Annotated in this window: 26 protein-coding genes and 1 pseudogene; 9 read left to right on the forward strand and 18 right to left on the reverse strand. The window is 57.7% G+C overall.

Annotation, left to right across the window (positions count from 1 at the left end; genetic code table 11):
- Positions 1-325 (reverse strand): annotated as a pseudogene (locus NW842_RS08310) (RNA-guided endonuclease TnpB family protein); the annotation flags it as partial.
- A gap of 176 nt (positions 326-501) precedes the next feature.
- On the opposite strand from NW842_RS08310, the gene NW842_RS08315 reads away from it, so the two are divergent.
- Complete coding sequence (locus tag NW842_RS08315; RefSeq protein ID WP_414417832.1) at positions 502-2,211, forward strand: ABC transporter permease; 1,710 nt, start codon at positions 502-504, stop codon at positions 2,209-2,211.
- Positions 2,212-2,216: 5 nt separating this feature from the next.
- Here the strand turns inward: NW842_RS08315 and NW842_RS08320 are convergent, their stop codons facing one another.
- The 8 genes from NW842_RS08320 to NW842_RS08355 all read right to left on the reverse strand — a co-directional run bounded on the left by NW842_RS08320 (position 2,217) and on the right by NW842_RS08355 (position 8,154).
- Positions 2,217-3,161: a F0F1 ATP synthase subunit gamma gene (locus NW842_RS08320; protein ID WP_414330493.1), complete on the reverse strand. Its 945-nt coding sequence runs from the start codon at positions 3,159-3,161 to the stop codon at positions 2,217-2,219.
- 61 nt (positions 3,162-3,222) lie between these two features.
- Complete coding sequence (gene atpA / locus NW842_RS08325; RefSeq protein WP_011434218.1) at positions 3,223-4,743, reverse strand: F0F1 ATP synthase subunit alpha; 1,521 nt, start codon at positions 4,741-4,743, stop codon at positions 3,223-3,225.
- Positions 4,744-4,787: 44 nt separating this feature from the next.
- A complete protein-coding gene (gene atpH, locus NW842_RS08330) occupies positions 4,788-5,336 on the reverse strand; it encodes an ATP synthase F1 subunit delta (protein ID WP_414417833.1) in 549 nt (182 codons plus the stop codon).
- Between the two features lie 20 nt (positions 5,337-5,356).
- Entirely contained in the window at positions 5,357-5,920 is a 564-nt protein-coding gene (locus NW842_RS08335) for a F0F1 ATP synthase subunit B (protein WP_414417834.1), read from the reverse strand.
- A 35-nt stretch (positions 5,921-5,955) separates the two neighbouring features.
- A complete protein-coding gene (locus NW842_RS08340) occupies positions 5,956-6,429 on the reverse strand; it encodes a F0F1 ATP synthase subunit B' (RefSeq protein ID WP_414349846.1) in 474 nt (157 codons plus the stop codon).
- A gap of 102 nt (positions 6,430-6,531) precedes the next feature.
- Positions 6,532-6,777 (reverse strand): ATP synthase F0 subunit C, encoded by a 246-nt coding sequence (atpE, locus tag NW842_RS08345; RefSeq protein ID WP_235280127.1) that lies wholly within the window; start codon positions 6,775-6,777, stop codon positions 6,532-6,534.
- A gap of 220 nt (positions 6,778-6,997) precedes the next feature.
- Positions 6,998-7,744 carry a F0F1 ATP synthase subunit A gene (gene atpB, locus NW842_RS08350; protein ID WP_414417846.1) on the reverse strand — a complete coding sequence of 249 codons (747 nt, stop codon included), beginning with the start codon at positions 7,742-7,744 and terminating at the stop codon, positions 6,998-7,000.
- Positions 7,745-7,749: 5 nt separating this feature from the next.
- Positions 7,750-8,154, reverse strand: a complete 405-nt coding sequence (locus tag NW842_RS08355) for a hypothetical protein (RefSeq protein WP_238376806.1) — start codon at positions 8,152-8,154, stop codon at positions 7,750-7,752.
- Between the two features lie 517 nt (positions 8,155-8,671).
- Between NW842_RS08355 and NW842_RS08360 the strand changes: the two genes are divergently transcribed.
- Positions 8,672-9,259: a DUF3177 family protein gene (locus NW842_RS08360; protein WP_414417835.1), complete on the forward strand. Its 588-nt coding sequence runs from the start codon at positions 8,672-8,674 to the stop codon at positions 9,257-9,259.
- Positions 9,256-9,570, forward strand: coding sequence for a hypothetical protein (locus NW842_RS08365; RefSeq protein WP_414330481.1), 315 nt, complete (start codon positions 9,256-9,258; stop codon positions 9,568-9,570). Before NW842_RS08360 ends, NW842_RS08365 begins: the two co-directional genes overlap by 4 nt.
- Positions 9,571-9,584: 14 nt before the next feature.
- Here the strand turns inward: NW842_RS08365 and gpmI are convergent, their stop codons facing one another.
- The 4 genes from gpmI to mnmE form a co-directional block, all read right to left on the reverse strand.
- Entirely contained in the window at positions 9,585-11,177 is a 1,593-nt protein-coding gene (gene gpmI, locus NW842_RS08370) for a 2,3-bisphosphoglycerate-independent phosphoglycerate mutase (protein ID WP_414417836.1), read from the reverse strand.
- Positions 11,178-11,392: 215 nt separating this feature from the next.
- Positions 11,393-11,911, reverse strand: coding sequence for a tetratricopeptide repeat protein (locus tag NW842_RS08375; protein WP_011434229.1), 519 nt, complete (start codon positions 11,909-11,911; stop codon positions 11,393-11,395).
- 39 nt (positions 11,912-11,950) lie between these two features.
- A complete protein-coding gene (gene dps, locus NW842_RS08380) occupies positions 11,951-12,451 on the reverse strand; it encodes a DNA starvation/stationary phase protection protein Dps (protein ID WP_414344460.1) in 501 nt (166 codons plus the stop codon).
- Positions 12,452-12,561: 110 nt separating this feature from the next.
- The gene (gene mnmE / locus NW842_RS08385) at positions 12,562-13,941 is read right to left on the reverse strand and encodes a tRNA uridine-5-carboxymethylaminomethyl(34) synthesis GTPase MnmE (RefSeq protein WP_414417837.1); all 1,380 of its coding nucleotides are present in this window, start codon (positions 13,939-13,941) and stop codon (positions 12,562-12,564) included.
- Positions 13,942-14,078: 137 nt separating this feature from the next.
- Here mnmE and NW842_RS08390 point away from each other — a divergent pair, with 137 nt between their 5' ends.
- Genes NW842_RS08390 through NW842_RS08400 form a run of 3 tightly spaced genes read left to right on the forward strand, consistent with a single transcriptional unit; the run spans position 14,079 to position 15,045 of the window.
- Entirely contained in the window at positions 14,079-14,648 is a 570-nt protein-coding gene (locus NW842_RS08390) for a hypothetical protein (protein ID WP_414357024.1), read from the forward strand.
- Between the two features lie 51 nt (positions 14,649-14,699).
- A complete protein-coding gene (locus NW842_RS08395; RefSeq protein ID WP_414375369.1) occupies positions 14,700-14,909 on the forward strand; it encodes a hypothetical protein in 210 nt (69 codons plus the stop codon).
- Complete coding sequence (locus NW842_RS08400; protein ID WP_414357019.1) at positions 14,884-15,045, forward strand: hypothetical protein; 162 nt, start codon at positions 14,884-14,886, stop codon at positions 15,043-15,045. Before NW842_RS08395 ends, NW842_RS08400 begins: the two co-directional genes overlap by 26 nt.
- Before the next feature lie 36 nt (positions 15,046-15,081).
- Here the strand turns inward: NW842_RS08400 and NW842_RS08405 are convergent, their stop codons facing one another.
- Entirely contained in the window at positions 15,082-15,372 is a 291-nt protein-coding gene (locus tag NW842_RS08405) for a hypothetical protein (RefSeq protein ID WP_414357017.1), read from the reverse strand.
- Between the two features lie 179 nt (positions 15,373-15,551).
- The gene (psbV, locus tag NW842_RS08410) at positions 15,552-16,094 is read right to left on the reverse strand and encodes a photosystem II cytochrome c-550 (RefSeq protein WP_414375364.1); all 543 of its coding nucleotides are present in this window, start codon (positions 16,092-16,094) and stop codon (positions 15,552-15,554) included.
- Between the two features lie 321 nt (positions 16,095-16,415).
- Here psbV and NW842_RS08415 point away from each other — a divergent pair, with 321 nt between their 5' ends.
- Positions 16,416-17,303 carry a hypothetical protein gene (locus tag NW842_RS08415; RefSeq protein WP_414417838.1) on the forward strand — a complete coding sequence of 296 codons (888 nt, stop codon included), beginning with the start codon at positions 16,416-16,418 and terminating at the stop codon, positions 17,301-17,303.
- Between the two features lie 10 nt (positions 17,304-17,313).
- On the opposite strand, the gene NW842_RS08420 is transcribed toward NW842_RS08415, so the two are convergent.
- Positions 17,314-18,291, reverse strand: a complete 978-nt coding sequence (locus NW842_RS08420) for a hypothetical protein (RefSeq protein WP_414417839.1) — start codon at positions 18,289-18,291, stop codon at positions 17,314-17,316.
- Between the two features lie 248 nt (positions 18,292-18,539).
- Positions 18,540-20,336 carry a M61 family metallopeptidase gene (locus tag NW842_RS08425; RefSeq protein WP_414417840.1) on the reverse strand — a complete coding sequence of 599 codons (1,797 nt, stop codon included), beginning with the start codon at positions 20,334-20,336 and terminating at the stop codon, positions 18,540-18,542.
- A 289-nt stretch (positions 20,337-20,625) separates the two neighbouring features.
- Between NW842_RS08425 and ntcA the strand changes: the two genes are divergently transcribed.
- Both ntcA and eno read left to right on the forward strand, forming a co-directional pair.
- Positions 20,626-21,300 carry a global nitrogen regulator NtcA gene (gene ntcA, locus NW842_RS08430; protein ID WP_011434093.1) on the forward strand — a complete coding sequence of 225 codons (675 nt, stop codon included), beginning with the start codon at positions 20,626-20,628 and terminating at the stop codon, positions 21,298-21,300.
- 238 nt (positions 21,301-21,538) lie between these two features.
- Positions 21,539-22,822, forward strand: a complete 1,284-nt coding sequence (gene eno / locus NW842_RS08435; protein WP_011434092.1) for a phosphopyruvate hydratase — start codon at positions 21,539-21,541, stop codon at positions 22,820-22,822.
- Here the strand turns inward: eno and NW842_RS08440 are convergent.
- Positions 22,819-24,882, reverse strand: coding sequence for a prolyl oligopeptidase family serine peptidase (locus NW842_RS08440; protein WP_414417841.1), 2,064 nt, complete (start codon positions 24,880-24,882; stop codon positions 22,819-22,821). The genes eno and NW842_RS08440 overlap by 4 nt on opposite strands.
- Between the last annotated feature and the right edge of the window lie 95 nt (positions 24,883-24,977).

Raw genomic sequence — 24,977 nt, forward strand, 5'->3', positions numbered from 1 at the left:
CATCATAGGTAGCAAAGCCGCCCTTGAACGCTTTGACCGGGCGGTTTTTCTGTTGTGCCACCTTGCGGGCAGACGCTACCCGTCTGCATATCTGTTGGTCGCGTAAGCGGGACGTAGTCCTTGCCAAATTACTGGACAAGCCGAACCGGGCACGGATTTGGTGGTAGCCCAGAGATTGAAGTTTGACGGCGTTGGCGACCTTCTCGGGTTTGTTTTGGTTGACCCAGTTCAAGGCTTGGCCGAAAGCATCCAAGGTCGCATCCAACTTTGCGGCTTGCGACTGAGACACCTTGAGCTTGCAGGAAATGGTCAGGACTTGGGTCATAGTTAGGTTATATTATGACTCATTATGACTCCGAATTCCTCCCGGTCCTTGCACTGTAGGCAAAGGGGAGGGCTCCTGTGCCTTCTAGCTGACAATTGGGAAATGGTAAAGAAAAAGTCTTTGCGAGATCCTGCAGGTTTCATTCGCGTCAGCGGTGGGGAGCACTTTTGTAGTTGATGGAAAAGTTGACTTGGCTGAATCTGGGTAAACGCCTTGACCATCCTCTCAAGGGGGGTTGGCCGCGCTGGCTCAGCAGTTGGACGCTGCTGACCTTGGCATTGACGGGCTTACTTTTGATTCCCACTCTGACGGTGCTGCTCAGCCTTTTTGCGGACGAGCGGCAGGTTTGGGAGCACCTGGCCGATACGGTCTTGGGGCTTTATGTGCGCAATAGCCTGGTGATGATGGCAGGGGTGGCGGCGGGGGTCATCCTGGTGGGCAGTGGCACTGCCTGGCTGGTGACCATGTGTCAGTTTTGGGGGCGGGCCTGGCTGGAGTGGATGTTGGTGCTGCCCCTGGCGGCCCCCACCTATGTGTTGGCCTACGCCTACACCGATTTTTTGCAGGTGACCGGCGGTTTCCAGATCTGGCTGCGGCGGATTACGGGTTGGGGGATCGGCGACTACTGGTTCCCCAACATTCGCTCGTTGTGGGGGGCAATCCTGCTGCTGATCCTCACCCTCTATCCCTATGTTTATCTCTCGGCCCGGTTGGCCTTTCAGGAACAGTCGGTAGCCTGTTTGGAGGTGAGTCGCTCCCTGGGTTATGGGCCTTGGGCCAGCTTTCGTAAAGTGGCGTTGCCGTTAGCTCGACCGGGCATTGTGGCCGGCTGTCTGCTGGCCTTGATGGAAACCCTCAACGATTTCGGCACCGTCAGCTATTTCGGGGTAGATACCTTTACAACCGGCATCTACCGCACCTGGACGGCCCTGGGCAATCCGGTGGCGGCGGCTCAGCTTTCCGCTCTGCTGTTGCTGCTGGTGCTGCTGCTGATGGCGGTGGAGCAATTCTCCCGCCGACGGGCGCGCTACTATCGCCAAGGGTTCAAACCCACCCCAACCCGTTACCGCCTACAAGGGATCCGGGCGGTGGGGGCTTGGCTAGCCTGTGGGATCCCAATTGGGCTGGGCTTCGTCGTGCCGGCCTTGATCCTGCTCAATATGACCCTGCGCCAGGGGGAGCTGGGTCGCCGCTTTTGGAGCTACGCCCAGAACAGCTTTTGGCTATCCACCATCACGGCTGTCATTGCCGTTTCCGTGTCGGTGGTGGTGCTGTACGGGCTGCGGCTGCAGGGGGGATCCCCGTGGGGCCTGCGGCTGGCAGTGCAGTTGTCTTCTCTGGGCTATGCGCTGCCTGGGGTGGTGATTGCAGTGGGGGTTCTGATTCCCCTAGGGTGGTTGGATCAACTGCTGAGCTACCTGCGGCAGGTGGTGCTGCAACAGCCACCTGGCCTGGTGATCAGTGGCACCCTCACGGCTTTGGTGTTCGGCTACCTGGTGCGGTTTTTGGCCGTGGCTTTGGCCACCGTCGAGGCCACGCTGCTGCGCATTCCCCCCAGTTTGGATGAAGCGGCCCGCAGCCTGGGACAGGGATCCCTGGGCACCCTGTGGCAGGTGCATTTGCCCTTGATGAGGGGTGGCCTCTTGGGGGCTATGCTGCTGGTATTTGTGGATGTGATGAAGGAGCTGCCGGCCACGATGGTGCTGCGGCCCTTCAACTTCGACACCTTGGCGGTGCAAACCTACCGCTTGGCAGCCGATGAGCGTCTCGCGGAGGCAGGGGCACCGGCTTTGGCCATTGTCTTGGTGGGGATTTTGCCGGTGGTTCTGCTCAACTCCCAGATGGCGCGGCAACGCAACCTCGGCTCCTCAGGGGATCTCCTTTGAGAACCCTACAAGGCCTCCGCTCCGGCCACCACCTCCAGGATCTCCTGGGTAATAGCCGCCTGGCGAGCTTTGTTGTAGGCAAGACCCAGCGTGCGAATGAGCTCGCTGGCATTGTCGCTGGCGTTGTTCATGGCCGTCATGCGAGCTGCCAATTCGCTGGCCGCCGCCTCCTGCAAGGCCCGTAGCAACTGGTTGTTCAGGTACAGCGGCAGCAGTGCATCCAAAATCTGCACGGGATCCTGCTCAAAGATCATGTCCTGAGGTGGGGCCGAGACCGCTGCGATGACTTTGCTGCGCTCGACAGTAAACTCTCCGCCCCGCACCAAAAGACGAAAAATTTCATCGTCTTGAGTGGCCAACCGCGACGGATCGAGGGGCAACAGGGATTGCACCACCGGACGGGAGCTGATCAAAGAGACAAAGCGGGTATAGAGCAGCTCTACCTTGTCCACCTTCTCCGACAAGAAGGCCGAGAGGAGCTGATCCCCAATCTGGGCAGCCTCAGCCGCCGTGGGGATCTGCGACAAATTCACGTAGGTCTTGGCGATGGGAGCGGAGCGCCGCTGGAAATACTGCACCGCCTTGCGGCCCACCAGGTAAAGCTGCACCTGCTGCCCTGTCTCCTGCAGCTCGCGAACCCGCTCCTCGGTGCGCTTAATCACGTTGGCGTTGTAGGCTCCGCACAAGCCCCGATCCCCGGCCACCACCAACAGCCCCACCGTCTGGATGGGCCGCTGCTTCAGCAGAGGCAAGTTGACATCTTCCAGCCGCAGCCGAGTTTGCAGCCGATAGAAAACCTGGGCCAGTCGGTCGGCAAAGGGACGGGTGGCCATCACTTGCTCTTGGGCGCGCCGCACTCGGGCTGCTGCCACCAGCCGCATGGCCTCGGTAATTTTGCGGGTGTTTTTCACCGCCTTGATGCGATCGCGGATGCGCTTGAGGTTTGCCATAACCTACTCCCTCTATTTTGGTGGTCGACAGGGATCCGGGCCAGGAGAAATCCGCGTCACCCTAGGCCGCCTTGGCCACGAAGCTCTGCTTGAACTCTGTGATGGCCGTTTTCAAGATTTCTTCTGCCTCGTCGGTGAGCTGCTTGGTGGAGAGGACGATCTCGCCGTACTTGGGATGGGTGGTGCCCAGGTAAGCCAAAAGGCCCTGTTTGAAGCTGGAGACCTTCTCCACCGGAATGTCATCCAAATAGCCTCGTGTTCCCGCATAGATAATGGCCACCTGCTGATCCAGAGACAGGGGAGAGTACTGTGGCTGCTTCAGCAACTCCTGCAGCCGTTGGCCGCGGGCCAGTTGCTTTTGGGTAGCCTCATCCAGGTCAGAGGCAAATTGGGCAAAGGCCTCCAGATCGCGGTATTGCGCCAGTTCCACCTTGATGGAGCCAGCCACCTTTTTCATCGCCTTGGTCTGAGCTGCCGAGCCGACGCGGCTGACGGAAATCCCGACGTTGATGGCCGGGCGGATGCCAGCGTTGAACAGATCCGATTCCAAGAAGATCTGCCCATCGGTGATGGAGATAACATTGGTGGGAATGTAGGCCGACACGTCATTGGCCTGGGTTTCCACGATCGGCAGTGCCGTCATGGATCCCTCTCCCAGTTGGCTGCTCAGCTTGGCGGCTCGCTCCAATAGCCGCGAGTGCAGGTAGAACACATCCCCAGGATAGGCTTCTCGACCGGGTGGACGGCGCAGCAGCAGCGACATTTGCCGATAGGCCACCGCCTGCTTGGAGAGATCGTCATAGACCACCAGGGTGTGTTTGCCCTGGTACATGAAGTATTCGGCAATGGTGGCGCCACAGTAGGGGGCCAGCCACTGCAACGGAGCTGGACTATCGGCGCCGGCAGCCACCACAATGCTGTAGTCCATAGCCCCTCGCTCGGTCAGGATGCCCACCACCTGGGCGATGGTGCTCTGCTTCTGACCAATGGCCACGTAAATGCAGATCACATCCTGCCCTTTTTGGTTCAGGATTGTGTCCACAGCAACGGTGGTCTTGCCGGTTTGGCGGTCGCCGATGATCAGTTCCCGCTGCCCCCGCCCGATGGGGATCAGGGCATCGATGGCGGTAATGCCGGTTTGCAGGGGCTCGTACACAGAGCGGCGATCGACAATGCCAGGTGCCGGAGATTCGATCAGGCGAGACTCCGTACACTGGATCGGGCCTTTGCCGTCGAGGGGGTTGCACAGGGGATCCACCACGCGGCCCAAGAGGGCTTCCCCCACGGGGATGCTGGCGATTTTGCCCGTAGATTTGACGGTGGATCCCTCCTGGATATTCCGCCCGGAGCCGATCAGCACGGCACCGATGTTGTCTTCTTCCAGGTTGAGGGCAATACCGGTGGTGCCATCCTCAAATTCCAGCAGCTCGCTGGCCATCACCTTATCCAAACCGTAGATGCGGGCAATGCCATCCCCCACCTGCAGAACTGTCCCCACGTTGGAGACCTGCATCTCCTGGTTGTACTGCTCGATCTGCTGTTTGATGATGGTGCTGATCTCGTCTGGGCGAATGGTAGGCATAGCAGTCCTCTCAAGGTAACGGGAAGGGATCCTCAAAAAACAACTTAGGCCAACTGCAAGGCAAGCCGGCGCAACTGTCCACGCAAGCTGAGGTCGATCACCTGGGATCCGATCTTGATGACCACCCCTCCCAGCAGCTCTGGATCCTGAGCAGTTTGCAACTCCACGCCGCTGGCCCGCGTGAAGTCCATCACCCGCTCGCGAATCGATTGCTGCTGAGCTTCCGTCAAGGGTATCGCCGTCGTCACTTCGGCCAGGACGATGTTCTGGAGCTTCCGCTGCAGATCCAAAAAGCGCCGGCAAACAGTCCCGAGAAACATGATACGGCGGCGGTCGGTCAACAACTTCAGCGCATTCAGCAGCAGAGGGTGGATCTGATCGGCAAATACTTGCTGCAGCAGGTTCTTTTTGGCCTCGGCCTTGATCACCGGGTTGGCGAGAAACTGGCCCAGCTCCGGCGTAGCCCGCAAAACCTCGGCAATAAAGCGCATATCGGCGGCAAAAGTGTCCAGCAATCCCTGGCCTGACCCAAGAGCAATGAGAGCCTCGGCATAGGGATCCACCACCTTCTCAGCCATTGTGCTGCTGATCATACCTTTCTCCTCCCTGAGAGTTAGCGGGCAATCATTTGGATCCCTTTCTCGATCAAGCTGCGGTGAACCTCTTCGTTGAGGTGCTGCGGCAGCTCCTGCTCCACCTTGCTCAAGGCTTGGCGAACGATCTGCCGACGCAACTCTTGAAGAATCCGCTCCTGCTCGCTGGACAACTCTTTCTCGGCATTGGCCCGCAGCCGCTCAACTTCCCGCTCCGCCTGCTCCAACAACTCTTGCCGACGGGCTTCGGCGTTGGCTTCCGCCTGCTTGCGGATACGTTCAGCCTCCTGCTGAGCCTGGGCCAGCTTTTGCTGCTCCTCCGCCAGCCTCTCGATGGCTTCCCGCTTGCGCTGCTCCGCTTGCCGCAGTTCTTCTAGGATCCCCTCCCGCCGCTTGGCCAGGGCTTCTCCCACCACTTTGCGACCCAAGATAAACAGCAAGGTGAGAATGATCGCGATGTTGATCAGGTTGCTCTCGAGAATCTTGGCCAAGAGATCCCCCTCTCCTGCCTTGGCTTCTGGGAGTAGCTCCGTGGTCTCGGCCACAGCCAAGATCCAACCGGCCACCCAACTCCACACAGGCATCGCAAGCTCCTCCAAAAGTACTTCCAACCAGCGATCTAACGAGCACTGCCCAACAGTTTCTGGGTAATCTGGGCGGCAATGGCATCCACCTGCTGCTGCAGCTGTTCGAGGGCTGCCTGCTTCTCTTGCTCGACCTGTAGCCGCGCCGCCTCCAGCTTCTGCTGGATCTCTGCCTGCACAGCAGCCAGTTTCTCGGAACGAATGCGAGCAGCTGCAGCCTCTGCCTCAGCGATCACCTGCTGGGCTTGCAAGCGGGCCTGGCTGATCTCAGACTCATACTGTCGGGTCAACGACACCGCCTTGTCCAACCGCTCTTGGGCTTCCGCTTGAGTGGTGCGGATGTAGTCGCTGCGGCTGTCGATAGCCCGCGTAACCGGCTCATAGAAGAGGGAGTTGAGCACTGCCACCAACAGCAAAAACTGAATGGCAATCAGGGGCAGGGTGGCATCCAGATCGAAAAGACCACCTTTTTCAGCCGCTTCAACAGCCAATAGAGTTTGGAAGAGCATGGGTGTTATGACCCCAACAGAAACTTAGGTCTACCGTCAGGCCGGGTTGGGGGGCGGATATGGCTCACCTCGGCCATCGCTGCGGCCCGCCCCCGTAGGACACTAGGCGAAGGGGTTGGCAAACAAGAGCACCAAAGCCACCACCAAGCCGTAGATGGTCAGAGCTTCCATGAAGGCCAGGCTAACCAGCAGGTTGCCGCGGATCTTGTCTTCCGCCTCAGGTTGGCGGGCCACCCCTTCCATCGCAGCAGCAGCGGCGTTCCCCTGTCCGATCCCAGGACCCAGGGATCCCAGACCAATGGCCAGAGCAGCAGCCAGAACAGAAGCAGCAGAGGTTAACGGATCCATAGTGAGATGCTCCTTGGTGATTGACACAACAACAACGTCTCTTGAGCTTCAGAGGTGATCGGGTCTGATACACTACAGCCTCAAATCACTCCCTTGTCGGCGGCTTTCAGAACCAATCTGTCAGCCCCAACAAACCTTACCAAAAGAAGGGATCCCTTGCGCTGGCCCACTTGAGATGATCCTCCGTGAAAAGGCCAAGGTGATCGGCCAAACAGCGGGCTCAATCGTGGTGATTCCCTCCTCCATGACCTTCCAGCGCCTCTCCAATGTAAGCTGCCGAGAGGGTTGAGAAGATCAAAGCCTGAATCGCCCCCGTAAACAGGAACAGAACCATCACCGGCACGGGGATAAACAAGGGCACCAGCAACACCAACACCGCAATCACCAGCTCTTCTGCCAGGATGTTGCCGAATAGACGGAAACTCAGGGAAAGGGGCTTGGTGAAATCTTCTAAAACGTTGATGGGCAGCAGAATCGGGGTAGGCTCAATGTATTTTTTGAAGTAAGACAGCCCCCGCTTGCTGATGCCGGCCACGAAATACATGATGCTGGTGAGCAGCGCCAACCCGGCAGTGGTGTTGATGTCGTTGGTGGGGGAGGCCAACTCCCCTTCCGGCAGAGGAATCAGCTTCCACGGGAAGAGGTTGCCCATCCAGTTGGAGACGAAGATGAACAGGAACAAGGTGCCGACATAGGGTACCCAGGGCCGGAAGTTTTTCTCGCCAATCTGGGCTCGGGCAATGCTTTGCACAAATTCCAGGGCATACTCGACAAAGTTTTGCAGGCCAGCCGGCTCCCGCTGCAGTTGACGGGTGCCCAAAATGACCACCGTCAAGATCAGGGCAATGGCGATCCAGCTGGCGATCAAAACCTGCCCGTGAACCGTGAATTTGCCCAGGTGCCAGTAAAGGTGATGGCCGACCTCGAGTTCTGCCAAAAGAGGAGGAGAGGAGAAGGACAGGTTCATGGGCATCACACAGAAGAAGATGAACGGGTCAAGGTCTGGACAAGATGAATGAGCAGGGTGACCTTGTAGGTCATGAACCCCAGGAAAATGGGCAATATCTGTAAAGACTTCACCTGAGTGGCTAAAACGATCAGCCCGACAAACAGAGCCAAACGCGTCACCCCCAAACGGTTGCGGCTTTTGCCCAGCTCCGCTACGCCGCGGCCCAGCATGCGCAGATAAACCACGCCAACAACCGCCCCCAGCAAGTAGTTGGCAGCTACCCCCAGAGAGTAAACCAGGGCCACTCCCACGGCAATGGCCAGACTTACCCCCAAGGTAACCAGCACCAGCCACAGCTGCAGCGCTTCATAGCTCCCGCTGCCAGCAACTGCTGCCCCCCTAGCTCCACCCTTCACCTTCCTCGCCAAATCGGGCTTCCCCAGGGCAAGGGGTGGCTCTGACGCAACTGGATCCCCTGTCTCTTCCTCCCGCTTCGGAGAAGGAGGTGCATTCTCCAAGGGAGGCAGTGGTCTGGGCTTCCACTGGGTCGCCTTCCAACGGGTAGAACTGTGAGAGAGGAGTCTGGAAGAACGGGCCATGGTTTCGAGGTCATGCCTCTCAAGGTTTGACCTTAACCCAAGATAACACGATTAAGTAACAATACTTAATGAGATTAAGTTGGGCCAAGGTCTGAAGGAGACTCCGCTGATCGCTCAGACAGGCAGCTGGCCTTCCGAACGACAGGGATACTCCTCTGAGGAGCTAGCTAAGAATCTACCACTTTCGGGGATCGGTAGCGGCAAAATGGAAAACTTTCTGAAAGCTGTCTGGTGTAAAGTTTTGCTGGGGATGGTCAGCAGGCGTTAACATTCCGTAACTCTCTGTGTCCCGTCCTGGATCCCCCAGGTTTCATATACTAAGGGGCAGGAGTGGCAGAGGGTGAGGATGACTCCCCAGAGTTGGCTGGTGGATGCAATCTGGCTGGACTACCGCTTGGCAGTGGCGCTGACGGTGGTGATGCCATTGCTGCTGCTGATTTGGGCTTTTGCGGTGGGGTTGCGGCCCTTGATTCAGCTATTGATCGTTTATTGGCGGGTATCGAGCCTCTTGGCGGTGACGGTGTACCTGATGATTGGGGGCCTGCCCGTCAGCTTTCTCAGTGGAGCAATGGCGCGGCTGTTGATCTTGATTTGTCTTTGGTTTTGGCGGGATTGGAGTGCTGCTCTCGAGCAGTCGAGAACCTGGGCGGCGCGAGCCTTTTTGCTCTGGCGGTGGGGCCTGACTGGTTATATGGGGGCCGGGATCCTCTTTTCGGGGGCCTTTGTGCCCTGTGCTTTCCGCACTTCTCTGCCAGAGGATTGCCGGGCTTGGTTTGGGCCACCGCTGGGGTTTCGGGAGATCTTCCATCCCAATGTATCGCCGGAGCTGCTGGGGAGCGTGGGGGCCTGGGGGCTGGTGGCCTACCTGCTCTACAGCCTCTACTTTGTCTGGCGGCTGCGACCCGGAACTGATAAGGGGGAACTGGAAGCATGAGGGCCCTGCCTTGGCCCTTGGCCTTGGAGCGCTATAGCCAAGACCACCCGCAAGAGGTGCTGCGGGTGGAGGTGGAAAGCGAGGGAGAGTCTGATCTGGTGCTGATCTACCGCGGCTACAGCAGCTCCTTGCGCCGACCCACTCCCCCCGATCCCGAAGCGGCGGTGATCCCTCCCCAGGCCCGCTTTTTGCAGTTGGAGCGCTTGGCTGCCCCCTATCACCCCGATCGCTCACGGGTTCTGGCTGTCTATCGCAACTGGGGAGAGCTAACAGCATGGCTGGCCCAAGAAGGGATCCCAGTGACGGAGTAAGGGATCCCTGGCACCTACCGCCCCACAGGACTGGGTTGCCGCTGGAGGATGGTGTATTCTGCCGGCTGCAAAAGCGAACGTCCTGTCATTTCGGGGGGCTGAGGCAGGCCCAAGATCTCCAGCAGGGTGGGGGCCACATCAGCCAAAGTGCCGTTGGAGCGCAACTTGACATCGCCGCCACAGCCGGGGATTTTGCGCCTTTCCCCCTCCACCAGAATGCAGGGAACGGGGTTGGTGGTGTGGGCCGTCCAGGGGTTGCCGTTCTCATCCCACATCAGCTCTGCATTGCCATGATCCGCCAGGATCAAAGTAGTGCCTCCCGCATCTACCACTGCCGCCAGCAGCCGGCCCAAACAGCGATCCACCGTTTCCAGGGCGCGGATGGTGGCTTCGTAGTTGCCAGTGTGACCTACCATGTCGGGGTTGGCATAGTTGAGCACCACCAGGCTGTATTCGCGGCGGGCGATGGCCTCTATCGCCTTGTCGGTCACTTCCACTGCCGACATCTCCGGCGCCTGGTCGTAGGTGGTCACCAGCGGGCTTTGCACCAGGATGCGATCTTCGCCGGGGAAGGGCTGCTCGATGCCGCCGTTGAAGAAGTAGGTGACATGGGCGTATTTTTCCGTCTCGGCAATGCGCAATTGCTTGAGGCCGGCCTCGCTCACCACTTGGCCCAGCAGGTGATTCAGGTTCTGCGGCTTGAACAGCACCTGCACCGGCAGCTCCGCCTCGTACTGAGTCATGGTGATGAAGGTGAGATCCGGCAGCAAGGGGCGCTGAAAGCCTGAGAAATCTGGGCAGACAAAGGCTTGGGTAAGTTGGCGGGCGCGATCTGGGCGGAAGTTGAAGAAAAGCACTGCATCGCCGGGTTGCACAGCCCCTGGAGCCAGGCGGGTGGGCGGGATGAACTCATCTGTGAGATCCTGGGCATAGAAAGCTTCCATCACCTCCGCGGCGCTTTGTCCACGGCCAGGGCCGTCTTGGGTCATGATCTCGTAGGCCTTTTGGGTGCGCTCCCAACGGCGATCCCGATCCATGGCGTAGTAGCGTCCGCTCAGGGTGGCGATGACGCCATTGCCCAGCCATTGCAGCTCTTTTTCCAGGGCGGCCAGAACCCTGGCACCATCGCGGGGCAAGGTGTCGCGGCCATCGGTGATGGCGTGGACATAGGCCGGAATCTCAGCCTGGGCCGCCAGCTTGAGCAACCCATAGAGATGGTCGATGTGGGAGTGAACCCCCCCCTCGGAGCAAAGGCCAACGAAGTGAAAACGGCCCCCTCGCTCTCTGAGCTGGCGACAAACTTGCATCAACAAGGGATCCTGGAAGAGGGATCCTGTCTCTATCGCGTCGCTGATGCGCACCAATTCCTGCGGCACCACCCGCCCTGCCCCCAAGGTCAGGTGCCCGACTTCAGAGTTGCCCATCTGTCCTGCCGGCAGGCCCACGGCCCGACCCGAAGCTTGCAGCAGGGTGTGGGGATAGGCAGCCCAAAGGCTATCCAGGACAGGGGTTTCCGCAGCCAGCACCGCGTTGCCATCGAGAGCATCCCGATAACCCCAGCCATCCAGGATCACCAAAACCACAGGTGCTACCGATTGCGAATCCATGAAATGGCCTCTCGTTTTATTTAAGACATAATACCAGCCCAGGCAACACGATACCGGATCTTACATTTGCGCTCAAGATTTCAATATTATCAATCTTCTTTTGAGAGGATAAGGAAGTGCCTGCACAGGCAGGATGGAGTCTTTAGAGCCAACTCCTATGGACAACTGTGCTGCGGTCAAGAGTATTTCTGCGGATGAAATTGCAGATGGGATCCTCAGGGGCTGGGCTGCAACCGTTTGCGCAGAGACTCCGAGCGCCGCTTAGCAATGGCATTTCGGGGATCCAACTTCAGGGCAGTTTCGTAAGCTTCCAGGCTTGGGCCATAGAGATTTTTCTTCTCATAGGCATGGGCCAGATTGTTCCAAGCAGTTACATAACCGGGATCCGCAGCCACGGCATCCTTGTAGTAGCGGATGGCCAAGTCATACTGCCCCTGGCTGAAGTAGGCAAAACCGAGGGCGTTGCAGACGGGGGGAATGTTCTCCCCGGCCACTTCTAGGGCTTTTTTGAGCTGGGCAACCGCCTGGTCGTAGAGGCCTTTTTGCAAATAGACGCTGCCCAACTCGTAGTGCTCCTGCGGGGATCCCTTGCCTTTGCTCAGGCGGGGCTGCAGCTCACGGATGACCTTTTCCTGGGCCCGTACCCGCAGCACCTCCCGCAGGACAAAGAAGCCCGCCACGCCGAGGATACTGGCCAGAGCCACCAAATACAGGAGGGGAACGTTAACGCCCATTTTGCTTGATCCACTTGCCTGTGACTGGCCTCGCTGGCGTCACGCCTGCAGGTGAGCCTCGATAAACCAAAGATCTTTGTCAATCTGGCGCGAGATCTCGGTGAACAGGTCTGCTGTGTCGGCATCCCCCAGTTCGGTGGTGCGGTCAATGTTGCGGCGGACGGAAGCTGCATATTGAGCGTAACGGGCTGCCAAAGCCTGCAGGTGATCCCGACCCTCTTCAGCGGCCAGATCGTACTCCGGCAAGGTGGAGGTTTGGGCAACGATGCGAGCCGTGCCGCGGGCGATGCCCCCCAGCGCCGTAACCCGTTCCGCCAGCATGTCCACGTAGTTTTCCAGGGTGCTGGCGAAGGTGTCGAACATCTCGTGCAAGGCGATGAAGTGCATGCCTTTGACATTCCAGTGGGCCTGTTTCACCTGCGTCTTCAGATCCAACGTGTCTGCCAAGGACTGGTTGAGCAGCTCCACCAGTTGCGCGCGAGCCTCTGCTGGCAAATCGATCTGGGTGGGGTAGAGACGGGTTTTCTCGGCGGTAACCATGGCCAACCTCCTAACTGTGTTTCCATTATCGGGGATCCGCTTCGGCTTCCCAAATGAGTCCATAGTAACACAAACTCAGAATGAGTATGAGTTAGGAGGAGTCTATAGAGTTACTTGCCGATGCAGAAGCGGCTGAAGATCTGATCCAGCACCGATTCCGAGATCTCCTCGCCGGTGATCTGGCCAAGGGCATGCAGGGCGCCCCGTAGGTCGATGCTCCAAAAGTCCAGGGGGAGCTGAGCTTGGATGGCCTGCCCCACCTGTTCCAGGCTGGCTTGGGCTTGTCGGAGGGCAGCGGCCTGCCGCTGGTTCAGGCTTATCTCCAGATTGGGCTGGGGACGTCCCTGGGTGACAAGCTGCTCCAGGGCTTCTTCCAGCTCCGGGATCCCTTTCCCTTGGGCGGCAACCGTGGGGACGCGGTGGGCAATCTCGGGGGGGAGAGGGATCCCCTCTGGCGGGGCGAGGTCGGTTTTGTTGATCACCAGGATGAGGGGGCGATGGCGGATCGACTCGTAGATGGCGGCGTCGGCAGCCGTCCAGCCCGCTTGGGCGTCGATGACCAGCACCAGCACATCGGCAGCCTGGGCTAGGCGTTGGGAGCGCTCCACCCCCAGCCGTTCCACCGGATCTTCGGTGGCGCGGATGCCGGCAGTGTCCAGCAGTTGAACGGGGATCCCTTTTACCACCAGGTGGGATTCCACCACGTCGCGGGTGGTGCCGGGCAGATCGGTGACGATGGCCCGATCCTGTCCTGACCAAGCATTGAGCAGGCTGGACTTGCCCACATTGGGCCTCCCGACGATGGCCACCTTCACCCCGGTGCGCAGCAGTTGTCCCCGTTCTGCCGTGGCCAGCAGAGCTTGGATCTGGGTTTGTATAGCTTGGAGCCGGGCCTGCCAAGCGGCAACATCCAAGGGGGGCAGATCCTCTTCAAAGTCGATGCGAGCCTCAATTTCTGCCAATAAACCCAGCAGCTCCTGGCGCAGGGCGCGAATGGATCCCCCTAACTTACCCTGCAAGCCTGCTAGGGCCATCCGGGCCGCCTGAGGGGAGCGGGCCGCCACCAGATCGGCCACACTCTCGGCCTGGGTGAGGTCAATGCGGCCATTCAGAAAAGCGCGCAGGCTAAACTCCCCCGGCTGAGCCAGCCGCGCCCCCTGCCGCAGGCATTGTTGCAACGTGGCCTGAACCACCATGATGCCACCGTGGCAATGCAGCTCTGTCACATCTTCGCGGGTGTAAGAACGGGGGGCCTGCATCCAAACGGCCAGCGCTTCGTCTAGGATTTGGCCTTTCTCATCGTGGATCCAGCCGTAGAGGAGCCGATGGCTCTCCCAGACTGCGTTGCGGCGGGCAGGGGTAAAGATGGCTTGGACAATGGGAAGGGCTCGTGACCCGGAAAGGCGCACAATCCCCACACTGCCCTGTTCAGGCACCACCGCAGTGGCAATGGCAGCGATCGTATCGGCCAGTGGGGCAGTCGGATCCATCTTGAATGAAGCCCTGAGGGAGTTCGAGCAGCCGTTGGATTACAGATCGGCATCCACCGATTACCAAAAAACTGGGTTTAAAGCCCTGCCCTTCTAGGACGACTTTTATCTCGTTAGACCTGCGCTAAAGTGTGCCCATGCGCGTTCCAGAAGCCAAGCTCCTCAACGGCACAGCCCAGCAGTACCAAGCCTTGGACGAGGCCATCCGCACTGCCCAGTTTATCCGCAACAAATGCCTGCGCCACTGGATGGATAACCAGGGGGTTGGCAGAGCTGCCCTCTATGCCCTCTGCAAGAACTTGGCCAGAGAGTTCCCCTTCGCCCAGAAGCTTAACTCCTCTGCCCGACAAGCCAGCGCGGAGCGAGCTTGGTCTGCCATCTCCACCTTCTACCGCCGCTGCCAGAACCAGGAAGCCCAAAAAGGCTGTCCCCAGTTCCAGAAACACTGTCGCTCTGTGGAGTACAAAGTCTCCGGCTGGAAGCTGGCAGCAGATAGGATGTCCCTCACCTTCACAGATGGCTTCCAAGCAGGCACCTTTGCTCTGTATTGCAACGGCGAGGTGCGGCAGGACATCCTCACCCTGAAAATCAACCGGTGCGGGTGGTGCGGAGAGCCGATGGCTACTACGCCCAGTTCTGCCTGGACGTGGAGCGTCAGGAGCAGGTGGAGTCCACCGGCCAGGTGGCGGGGCTGGATGTGGGCTTGATGCACTAACAAGGTAGAGTGCCCCAAATTCTTGCGTCGTGCCAAGAGGAGGTTGAAGCGACACCAGCGGAGGTTAAGTCGGAAGTATAGGAAGGGGATCAAACCCCAATCTAAGAACTACCCAAAGCAGAGGAAGCGACTGGGCAAGGTGCATCTCAAAGTCCAGCGCCAGCGCAGAGACTGTGTCATCAAGGTGACCCGGTGCGTGGTACTCGCCTACGGCGACGCGGAGCGCTTTGTCTCACGACATTGTGGCGTATGAGGACTTGCCGGTGCGCAACTTGGTGAGGAACCACCACTTGGCCAAGGCCATTCGCGATGCCAGTTGGAGTTTATTCACCGGATGGCTGGACTATACGGAAAGGTCTTCAACGAATAAAGGCAGCCAGATTTCTTAGGGCTTCGTTGTCCATCCAGGAAGGGGGCACAGGACGTCATTCATAGATAGAATCCGAGCCATCGTAGCTACGGGGATCCCGCTGGTACTTCATCAAGGCTTGAAGGGTATCTCGGGGTGGAGTAGAACCGCGCAAGTCCTTCAAAGAGAGGGAAATGTTGGGAGCCGACAAGGTGGCACCGCCCACATGACAATTCGAGCAGGCGGACTGAAAACGATTTTTGACATCCTTGACATACTCCCCTGCCCAAAGGCAGGAGATTCTGGTTCCTGGCTCTGCGACAGCACTTACCGTGTTGGGCTGCCCCTCTACGACAGCGGTGCTCATCTCCCCAGGCATTCCCCCTTGCGGGGCAGTTCCCTAAACCCAGTTTTCTTGGTAAGGATGAATGCGAGCCGCCACCGGACTGGCCAGCCCCAGCCACAACAAGGCCAGGATCCCGACCTAGGCCTAGAGGCGAGACGGGATCCGCCATCTCATAGGCAACTTCTGATCCAGATGCGGCATTAGAGATAGGCTGATAGGTCGCTGTGGCTTTCGCTCTTGGTACCACCCCAGCCGGGAACGGTCTTGGCCTGCACCAGAATGTAGCCCGCAATCAGCTTCAGATCCTCGTCGGTGAGGTTGCGCAGACGTGGATACTCACTGGTGAGCTGGGTGTTGGGGTGATACTCCAACAGAGACTCTACCCCGTCATAGGTGACTGGATTCTTGATGTAATCCACAATCGCCAGCACATTATCCCGTGGGGGAGTTGCCCCCTCCAGATCCGAAAGCTTCAAGCTCACATCCGGGTTGGGATAGGTCTGGCCGCCCACATGGCACTGGGCGCATGCGGTGTTGAATAGCTTCTTCCCTTTGGCCAACTGGGCTTCGGTAAAGGTAATAGACTCAGTTGGCGACAGAGCCACCGCAGGAATATCCTTAGCTGCAAACACTGGAGCCAGACCCCAGCCAAACCCAGCCATCAACGCAGCCAACAGCAGGACAAGCAACCGACGACGCGCTGGCGCAAACACCTTCTGAAAAGAAAAAGCTTTGCTAAACATGGTTCTCCGTAGATCAGCCTAGAAAGAGGAGAGGTGGGCTCCACTCCAGCCACAAACCCGACAACAGGATCAAGAATAGACCATTAAGAGATCATTTGCAGATGGGATCCGGGATAGTTTTCCAATGGTTCCATTTGCCTTTGGTGTTAAGTTTGATTACGGAGCTATGGCCTGTTGGGAGTCTGTTGGCCGAGAGCTGACTTGGCCACAGCCCAGTCGAGAGAACTGAGCAGGTAATGAGCAGGTAATATAGAGCTTGGCTTGCTTGCCTGGCAACCTCAGAGCAGGAGAATACGGCAGACTCCGTTCCAGGTTTTCCCCATGTCCTCTATCCGATTCCAGCCGTTGCGGGTGGCTTTCACCTGTGCGGATCCCAGTCAAGTGCAAATGCCCGTTGCCGATTTGCTGGCGGCCTTGCCGGCCTCACCGCTTCTGACCTACACAGACCCGGAAGCAGCGGACTTGCGGGTAGAGCTGTTGCCCGATGCCACTTATCACTTTTACCGGCGGGGGGAAGAGGTGGCTCTGGCGGCCTTCCGGATCCCGGTGAAGAAGCTACTGGCCCTGCCTCGCAAGCTGGTGCGGCTGTTGGAGCACGTGGCTGCTTTTGGTAATCTTTTGAACCTGCAACCTGCCAGCGATGCGCTGAGCAGCATCTTGGAAGTGGAATTTCTCCAACTGGAAACCCCGGCCAGCAGCTCTGCCCCTGCCGAAGTGAGCCCTCTGCCGCGGGATCCCCAAGGGAAAGTGCAAATCCAAGCAGGCCGCAACCTGGCCATTGCCTTGAGAAACAGAGCCCCCACTCCAGTGCATGTTTATGTCACCGTCTTTGACGAGCGGCGGTACAGCGTGGATTTGGTTTACCCCTATCAACCAGATCTGCCTGCCCGTTTACGCCCCAACGAGAGCCTGCTGATTGGCTCTGGCCCCCGCTACCTGCTGCAGATGCAGCTGCCAGAAGGAACAGACGTAGCGGTGGATCGCTTCAAAATCTGGGTCAGCAGCACCAGCATGCAGCCAGGCATTATGGTGATGCCCCCTCTGGGGCAACGGCTGGAACCTCCCACAGAAGATCCCTACGGGGCCGGATCCCGCCTGGATCGGGAAGTCCGGCTGGCCATTCTGGGCAAAGCAGGCAGCACTCCCATGCCAGCTTTTGCCGAGGATCCCTGGTGGTGTATGGAACAAGCTGTCAAGATTGTAGCCTAGCTAGCTTTTGTCAGGTGCTCTTTCGGACATGACTTTTCAGAATTTTGATAAAGGTCGGCTCAACATCGTCAACGCCGATTACTGACAGCTTATAACTGGAAGACAGGCTAATTTTCTTATCCTGATCAACATCAGTCAAGACTACAAAAGCCTGATTCTGCTGAAGACCAAGCCTGGAAGCCAACCAAGAGTACTTGTCTATACTTTCATAATAATCACCCGTTTTGGATTCTACCCAGTAAAACTTATCATTGACATAAAAGAATAAATCTATTTCAAAATCATTTCCATTCGGCAAAGTAACTTGAGTATTCATGATGTAAGAAAAACTGATCTTTTTGCCTTGCTGACTGGCAATCTTTACTAGCTTTTCTTTGACATATCGCTCCAGCCATCCTCCTGATAGAAAGTTCAATGCATTTGGGTCTCTGCTCGGCTTTGCTTCTAAAATAAATCTAGGAGACTTCAAATAATGGTACTCCTCCAAGAAGGCGATACTACAGAGCATATTCGCAAGTTGGCAACTATCTGATACTACCTGGTTTGGCTCGTCTTTCAGAATCAGGGAGAAAGCCTCTCCTTCGTTCATGTTTGACTTTATCGACTTGTAGAGTTTTCTAATTGAATAATATCTATCTCCCATAAAGTTGGATATCTGATTTAGCTTGCTGTTCAGTTTGCTACCAACCCTACTTGCTTCCTTGGTTTCCAAGCTTTTAATTCTTATTCCTTTAGACCACAGAAATAAAGCTAACCTCAACTTCAACTTATCACGGCTGATATGATCAATGACTTCCTGGGAACTTTCCTCAAGCGCTTTGACAACAGCAACTTCTTGTGAGTCCCAACTTACTGCTTGATTTGTCGCTCGAGGAAGCTCAAGCCTTTGAAGATTAGGCTGTAGTTCCTGATGAATGTCTTCCGCTCTTTCCACTCGGCTGGCCAAGATGGTTCTCTGTTCATTCGGATGCCTGTCACGTTGAGACATACCTGTAGATGAGGAGATAACTTTTGTAGTTTCTCGCTTCCATCTCCTTGACCTAAGCCTAACTCCTATCAAGATGCCGATGGCTATTCCAACTAACAAAGCTAAAATTAAATCCATTGGATTTAGTCCCGATCTTTGTCGTCGTTACCTTTGGCTTGAGTTGACTAGACTACCCGCTTGTCTCAACATGATAGGGGGAGGTGAGCGAATTTTCAAGTGGAGGGGGCTTGCCCCTGACCGCAGAGAAGCTAGGTGCGAATGAGGGATCCCAGCCAGCCTTGCTGAAGAGCTTCTTGAGTAGGAGTCAGTTCAGGCAATACCTCCAACCTATAGACATCAGGCCGAGGGGGATCCAACGGGATCCAGAAATGTTTCAACTGATCGGCTTGAAAAACGCTCAAACAAATGATCTGGTGGGGCTGATAGGCCGTCAAGCGTTCCGCCAAGTTGGCAGCGCTCACCCTGAACCCATCCAGGGCCACCAGCTCATCGCCGGCCCAGATGCCCGCTTTTTGCGCCGGGGATCCCATCTCTACTGCGCTGATGCGATTGCCCTCGCCGTTGAAATTGAGGCCCAGGTATGGGATGGGGTTGGGGCGGCTGAAGTGGGCTTTAAGGGTGAGGCCAAAGGGGTGTAGGTAAGTGTTGTAGTCTAGCTCTTCCGTGCCTTCCACATAGGCGGAGAAAAACCGGCCAAGATCGGCACCGGCTGCCCGCTCAAACGCCTCCCGCAAGTCTTGGTCGCTGTAGCCCTTCTCTGACCGACCAAAGCGCTGCCACAGATCCTGCAAAGCCGTATCCAGGGATCCCTGACCGCCGGAAAGGTGGCGAATGTGCAGATCCAGCAGCCAACAGACCAAAGCCCCCTTTAAGTAATAAGAAACCTGGCTGTTGAGGGTGTTTTCGTGGGGGCGGTAGAGTTTGATCCAGGTGTCGAAGCTGGACTCCCGCAGCGATTGCACGGCCCGGCCCGGAGTACGCTGCAAGCGACCAATCTGTTCGGAAAGAATCTTCAAGAAATCGCCGGCACTGAGGATCCCTGCCCTCAATAAGATGACGTTTTCGTAATAGCTGGTCGCCCCCTCACAAAACCACAGACATTCCAGATAGTTTTCTTGGTTGTAATCGATCTTTTCCAATGCCAGAGGACGCAGACGCTTGACATTCCAGGCATGAAACAACTCGTGGGCCATCAGAGCCAAAAACCGACGATAGGACTCTGGCTGATGCAGCTCCAGCCCAGAGTAAAGAAGGGTGGTGCTGTACTTGTGCTCAAGGCCACCAAATCCTCCCGGCGACAAATGCACGATAAACCAGTAACGGTCATAGGGTAGCCCACCAAAAAATGCGGCTGTGGTTTCGACAATGGCCTTGGCATCGGCAACGGCCCGATCGACATCCAGAGTGCCCGACCCCCAAACCACAAGGTAATGGGGGATCCCTTCCACCTCAAACGATTGCACTCGATGTGGACCCACCTCCACCGGGCTATCCACCAGCTCGTCATAGTCCTCTGCCACAAAAGACTGGCCGGAAGTGGGATCCTCAGAAGGAGAGGTCAAGGGCCGCAAACTGGTGGCGATGTGCCAATCCGGCTTGGGGGGGATCACCGTCAAAGTGTAGGGTTCCCGCTCGCGACCGGGCACGTAGAGGAAGAGCGCTGCCCCGTTGAAATAGGCGTGGGTCAAATCCAGATGGTTTGTGCGCACCGTCAGCTCATAGGCATAGACCCGATAGCACACCTTCACAGCAGAAGAACCCGGCGGATCGATTTGCCAGGTATTCTTATCCACCTTCCGCCAGGCCAAAGGGATCCCTTGCTCGGTTGCCGCCTGAAACTCCTGTACATGACGGGCATACTCCCGCACCAAGTAGGATCCCGGCGTCCACACCGGCAGTCGCAGCCGCAAAGGCACCTCTGGATCCACCTCTTGGATCTGCAGTTCCACCTCCAGCAGGTGATTGGCCGGATCCGGCATCCGCACTGTGAAATGCTGGCGGCTCAGTTGAGAAGGTGCAGCAACAACAGCCTCCGGGCTCCCCATAGATAGATAGAATGTTCCAACCCACTCCACTCTCTACCGCCAAGGGCCGACGCAACCCCCAGCGACAATGGCTCCTATCCTAACCTCTGCCTTTGGCTGGAGAGCAGCAACGAGACTTAAAAATGTAGCGCGTGCTACAAAGATACCTAGGCAGAACCTTCTACTTTAGGGTAAATCTTGGTATCCTCGTAGATTCTGAAGTCAATGGGTTGCAACCTAGCCTAATGCTTCTAGATTGATCTTAGTAGGTTGATCTTAGGTATAAACTGACCTTAAAAGGTTGATGAGTATGGCGGTGGCCGTAGCGGAAAAATCTCTGATCACAGCCTTCAAGCAATTGGGAGGCCCTCACCATCCTCCGGTTATCGAAACGTTTGAGCGCGGGAAGACCATTTTTTTTCCAGGGGATCCGGCGGAGCGGGTTTACTTTTTGGTAAAGGGAGCCGTTAAGCTCTCGCGGGTCTACGAAATGGGAGAGGAAATCACCGTTGCCCTCCTGCGGGAAAACAGCATCTTCGGCGTGCTCTCCTTTATCACGGGACAGCGCTCCGACCGCTTTTATCACTCGGTGGCTTTTACACCTACCGAGTTACTCTCTCTGCCGATCGAGCAGGTGGAAAAATCCTTGCAGGAGAACGCCGAACTGGCCATGTTGCTGGTTAAAAGCCTGTCGTCTCGTATCTTGCAAACGGAGATGATGATCGAGACGCTGGCTCATCGCGACATGGGATCCCGTCTGGTCAGCTTTTTGTTGATTCTCTGTCGCGATTTCGGGGTGCCTGGCCCAGATGGGGTCACCATCGATCTCAAGCTGTCTCACCAGGCCATTGCCGAGGCCATTGGCTCAACCCGCGTCACCATCACCCGCCTGTTGGGAGAGCTGCGCAAGAAGAAGTACATCTCCATTCACAAGAAGAAGATCACCGTACACGACCCGATGCGGCTGAGCCATCGCTTTGCCTAGAAGGAAGAGGAGAACACCTCCTGAGTAGCACCTTGCCCAGGCAAACCCCGCTCGACGGCTAGTTGAAGCTCTGGCCGGCCTATGTTCAATCTACTGCTGCAGCCTTGAAGAATCTCTGTGCCCGAAGGACAGACTTAAAGTTTTCTGGAAGCTGACCGGATCGCGGGCAAGAATCTACTAGTCTATGGGGGGATCTGGCTTTGGCCAGAGCTATCTAGCCAATTGCTGAGGTGTAACTGTGGAAACGGCCATCGAGTGGATTACCGCCCATGAGATCCTCGACTCGCGAGGGCGTCCCACCCTAGAAGCCCTGGTGGGTCTAGCCAATGGGGCGACGGGCTTGGCGCAGGTTCCCAGCGGCGCTTCGACCGGTACCTTTGAGGCCCATGAGCTGCGGGACGGGGATCCCAAACGCTACGGCGGTAAGGGTGTGCTGAGGGCGGTGGAAAACATCCTTGGCCCCATCCAGTCGGAGCTGCAGGGAGAAGATGCCCTCAACCAAGCCCGTATTGACCAGTTGCTGATCGACCTGGACGGCACCCCCAACAAGTCCCGCCTGGGGGCCAACGCTATTTTGGCAGTTTCTCTGGCGACAGCCAAAGCGGCTGCGGAAGCAGTGGGCTTGCCTCTTTACAAATACCTGGGGGGGCCCTTTGCCAACCTGCTGCCGGTGCCGCTGATGAACGTGCTCAACGGCGGCGCCCACGCCGACAACAACGTCGATATTCAAGAATTTATGCTTGTGCCCATTGGAGCGGCCAGCTTTCGCGAGGCGCTGCGCTACGGGGCTGAGGTGTTTGCGGTACTAAAACAAGTGCTGCAGCAGAAGGGGCTGTCCACCGGTGTGGGGGATGAAGGGGGGTTTGCTCCTGATCTCGACTCCAATGCGGCGGCTTTGGATCTGCTGATGACGGCTATTGAACAGGCAGGCTACAAACCGGGAGCAGATATCGCCTTGGCCTTGGATGTGGCCGCCAACGAGCTGCTGCAGGATGGGCAATATCACTTTGAGGGCAAAGCCCACAGCGCGGCTGATATGGTGGCTTACTACCAGCAACTGCTGGCCAACTATCCCATCCTTTCCATTGAAGATGGGCTAGCGGAAGAAGACTGGGCCGGTTGGCAAGCCATGACCGCTCAACTGGGATCCCGGGTACAGCTGGTGGGAGATGACCTGTTTGTAACCAACCTGACCCGCCTGCAAAAGGGTATCGACAGCGCCGCCGCCAACGCCATTTTGATCAAGCCCAACCAAATCGGCACCCTGACGGAGACCGTCTCGGCCATCCAATTGGCAGTTCAAGCCGGCTTTCGCACCATCATCAGCCACCGCTCTGGCGAGACGGAAGACACCACCATTGCCGACTTGGCGGTGGCCACCCGTGCCGGGCAGATCAAAACCGGATCCCTCTGCCGCAGCGAGCGCATTGCCAAGTACAACCAACTGCTGCGCATCGAAGACGAGCTGGGGGAAGCGGCAGTTTATGCCGGTCGGGTGGGCCTGGGTCCTAGAGCTCGCTAACTTCCCGTTCCGTCCCAGGGGATCCCTAGCACCTGCACCAAAAAGGCCCAGCGGTCGGCAGCTTCCTCAATCAGCTTGCTGGTGGGCTTGCCGGCCCCGTGCCCTGCCTTGGTGTCGATGCGGATGAGGATGGGCTGGGATCCCCCCTGGGCTGCCTGCAGGGCAGCGGCAAACTTGAAGCTGTGGGCGGGCACCACCCGGTCGTCGTGATCTGCGGTGGTGATCAGGGTGGCGGGATAGGCAGTGCCGGGCTTGAGGTTGTGCAGAGGGGAATAGGCGTAGAGGGCCTTGAATTCCTCCGGGTTCTCCGGGGATCCGTACTCGGAGATCCAGGCCCAGCCGATGGTGAACTTATGAAAGCGCAGCATGTCGAACACCCCCACTGCCGGCAGGGCCGCTGCAAACAGCTCCGGCCTCTGAACCAGGCAGGCCCCCACCAGCAGGCCGCCGTTGCTGCCGCCGGAGATGGCCAACTTGGCGGGGTTGGTGTAGCCATGGGCTATCAGCCACTCGGCAGCGGCAATAAAGTCGTCGAACACCTTTTGCTTGTTGAGCTTGGTGCCCGCCTGGTGCCACTCTTCTCCGTACTCGCCGCCGCCGCGCAAACTTGGCTGGGCATAGACACCGCCCATTTCCAGCCAGGCCACCAGACCCACTGAAAAGCTGGGGGTAAGAGAGATGCCAAAGCCGCCGTAGCCATACAGCAGAGTGGGGTGATCCCCTGTCCGAGCCAGGCCGCGGCGGTGGACAAGAAACATGGGGATGCGGGTGCCATCTTTGCTGGTGTAGAACACCTGCTGCACCTCGTAGGCCTGGGGATCGAAATCCACCTGGGGCTGACGGAACAGGGTGCTGGTGCCGCTGGTGAAATCGTAGCGGTAGATGGTGGGCGGGGTGGTGAAGCTGGTGAAGGTGTAGAAGGTCTCGGTGTCGTAGCGCTTGCCGCCAAAGCCGCTGGCGGATCCCAGCCCGGGCAGCGGGATTTCTCCTAGGTAGGTGCCGTCTAAAGCAAAGGTCTTGATCTGGGTGTGGGCGTCTTTGAGGTAGAAGGCCACAAACTGATTGTTGATCAAGCTAACCCCCTGCAGGGTCTCCTCCGCCTCGGGGATCACCTCCTGCACCCGGTCAGGCTGCTCCAAGTCGATGGCCACCAGTCGCCGCCGAGGAGCTTGGCAGTCCGTCAACAGCCAAAAGCGGGATCCGTCGTTGCCCACGAAGCTGTATTCGGCCTCAAACTCGCGGATGAGCTCTACTACAGGAGACTGGGGATCCCGCAAGTCTTTGTAGAAGATGAGGTTTTTGGGATCCGTGCCCCGCCAGACGGAGATGATGAGGTAATTCCCATCTTCAGTAACCCCGCCGGCAAAGCCCCACTCTTTTTGGTCGGGGCGGTGATAGACCAAAACATCTTCTGACTGGGAGGTGCCCAGGCGGTGGTAGTAGAGCTTCTGGAAGTAGTTGACGCTTTCGTATTCGCTGCCGGGGGCCGGTTCGTCGTAGCGGCTGTAGAAAAATCCTTGCCCATCCAGCGTCCAGCTCGCCCCGGAAAACTTGACCCAGCGGAGGTGATCCGGCAAATCCTCGCCGGTTTCGATGTCCCGCACCTTCCATTCTTGCCAGTCGGAGCCGGAGCGGGAGAGACCATAGGCCAGATACCGCCCATCACGGCTGATGGCAATGCCCGATAGAGCCACCGTACCGTCTTCCGAGAAGGTGTTGGGATCCAGCAAAACCCGCGCCTGGCCCTCTAGACTTTCTTGGGTGTAGAGAACGCTCTGGTTTTGCAGGCCGTCGTTTTTGAAGTAGAAGTAGCGGCCCCCTTCTTTGAAGGGCTGGCTGTATTTTTCATAGTTCCAGAGCTGGGTCAGGCGTTCTCGGATCCGCTGCCGGGCTGGGATCTGCTGCAAGTAGTTAAAGGTAAGGTGGTTTTGCGCCTCAATCCAGGCCCGCGTCTGCTCCGAATCCAGATCCTCCAGCCAGCGGTAGGGATCCGGTACCGCCTGCCCGTGGTAGATGTCGACAACGGTGGGATCCGGATAGCTGGGCGGGTAGTTGAGCATGAGACCTAAGCGCTAGAGACCCATTCCACTATGGCAGAGGAGAAGCCAAAAACCCACTCTCCGGCCTTTGCCAGGCATGCTCGCTATAGTGGAAG

Origin of the sequence: Synechococcus sp. R55.4 (genome assembly GCF_047461935.1) — a bacterium.
GTDB lineage: Bacteria > Cyanobacteriota > Cyanobacteriia > Thermostichales > Thermostichaceae > Thermostichus.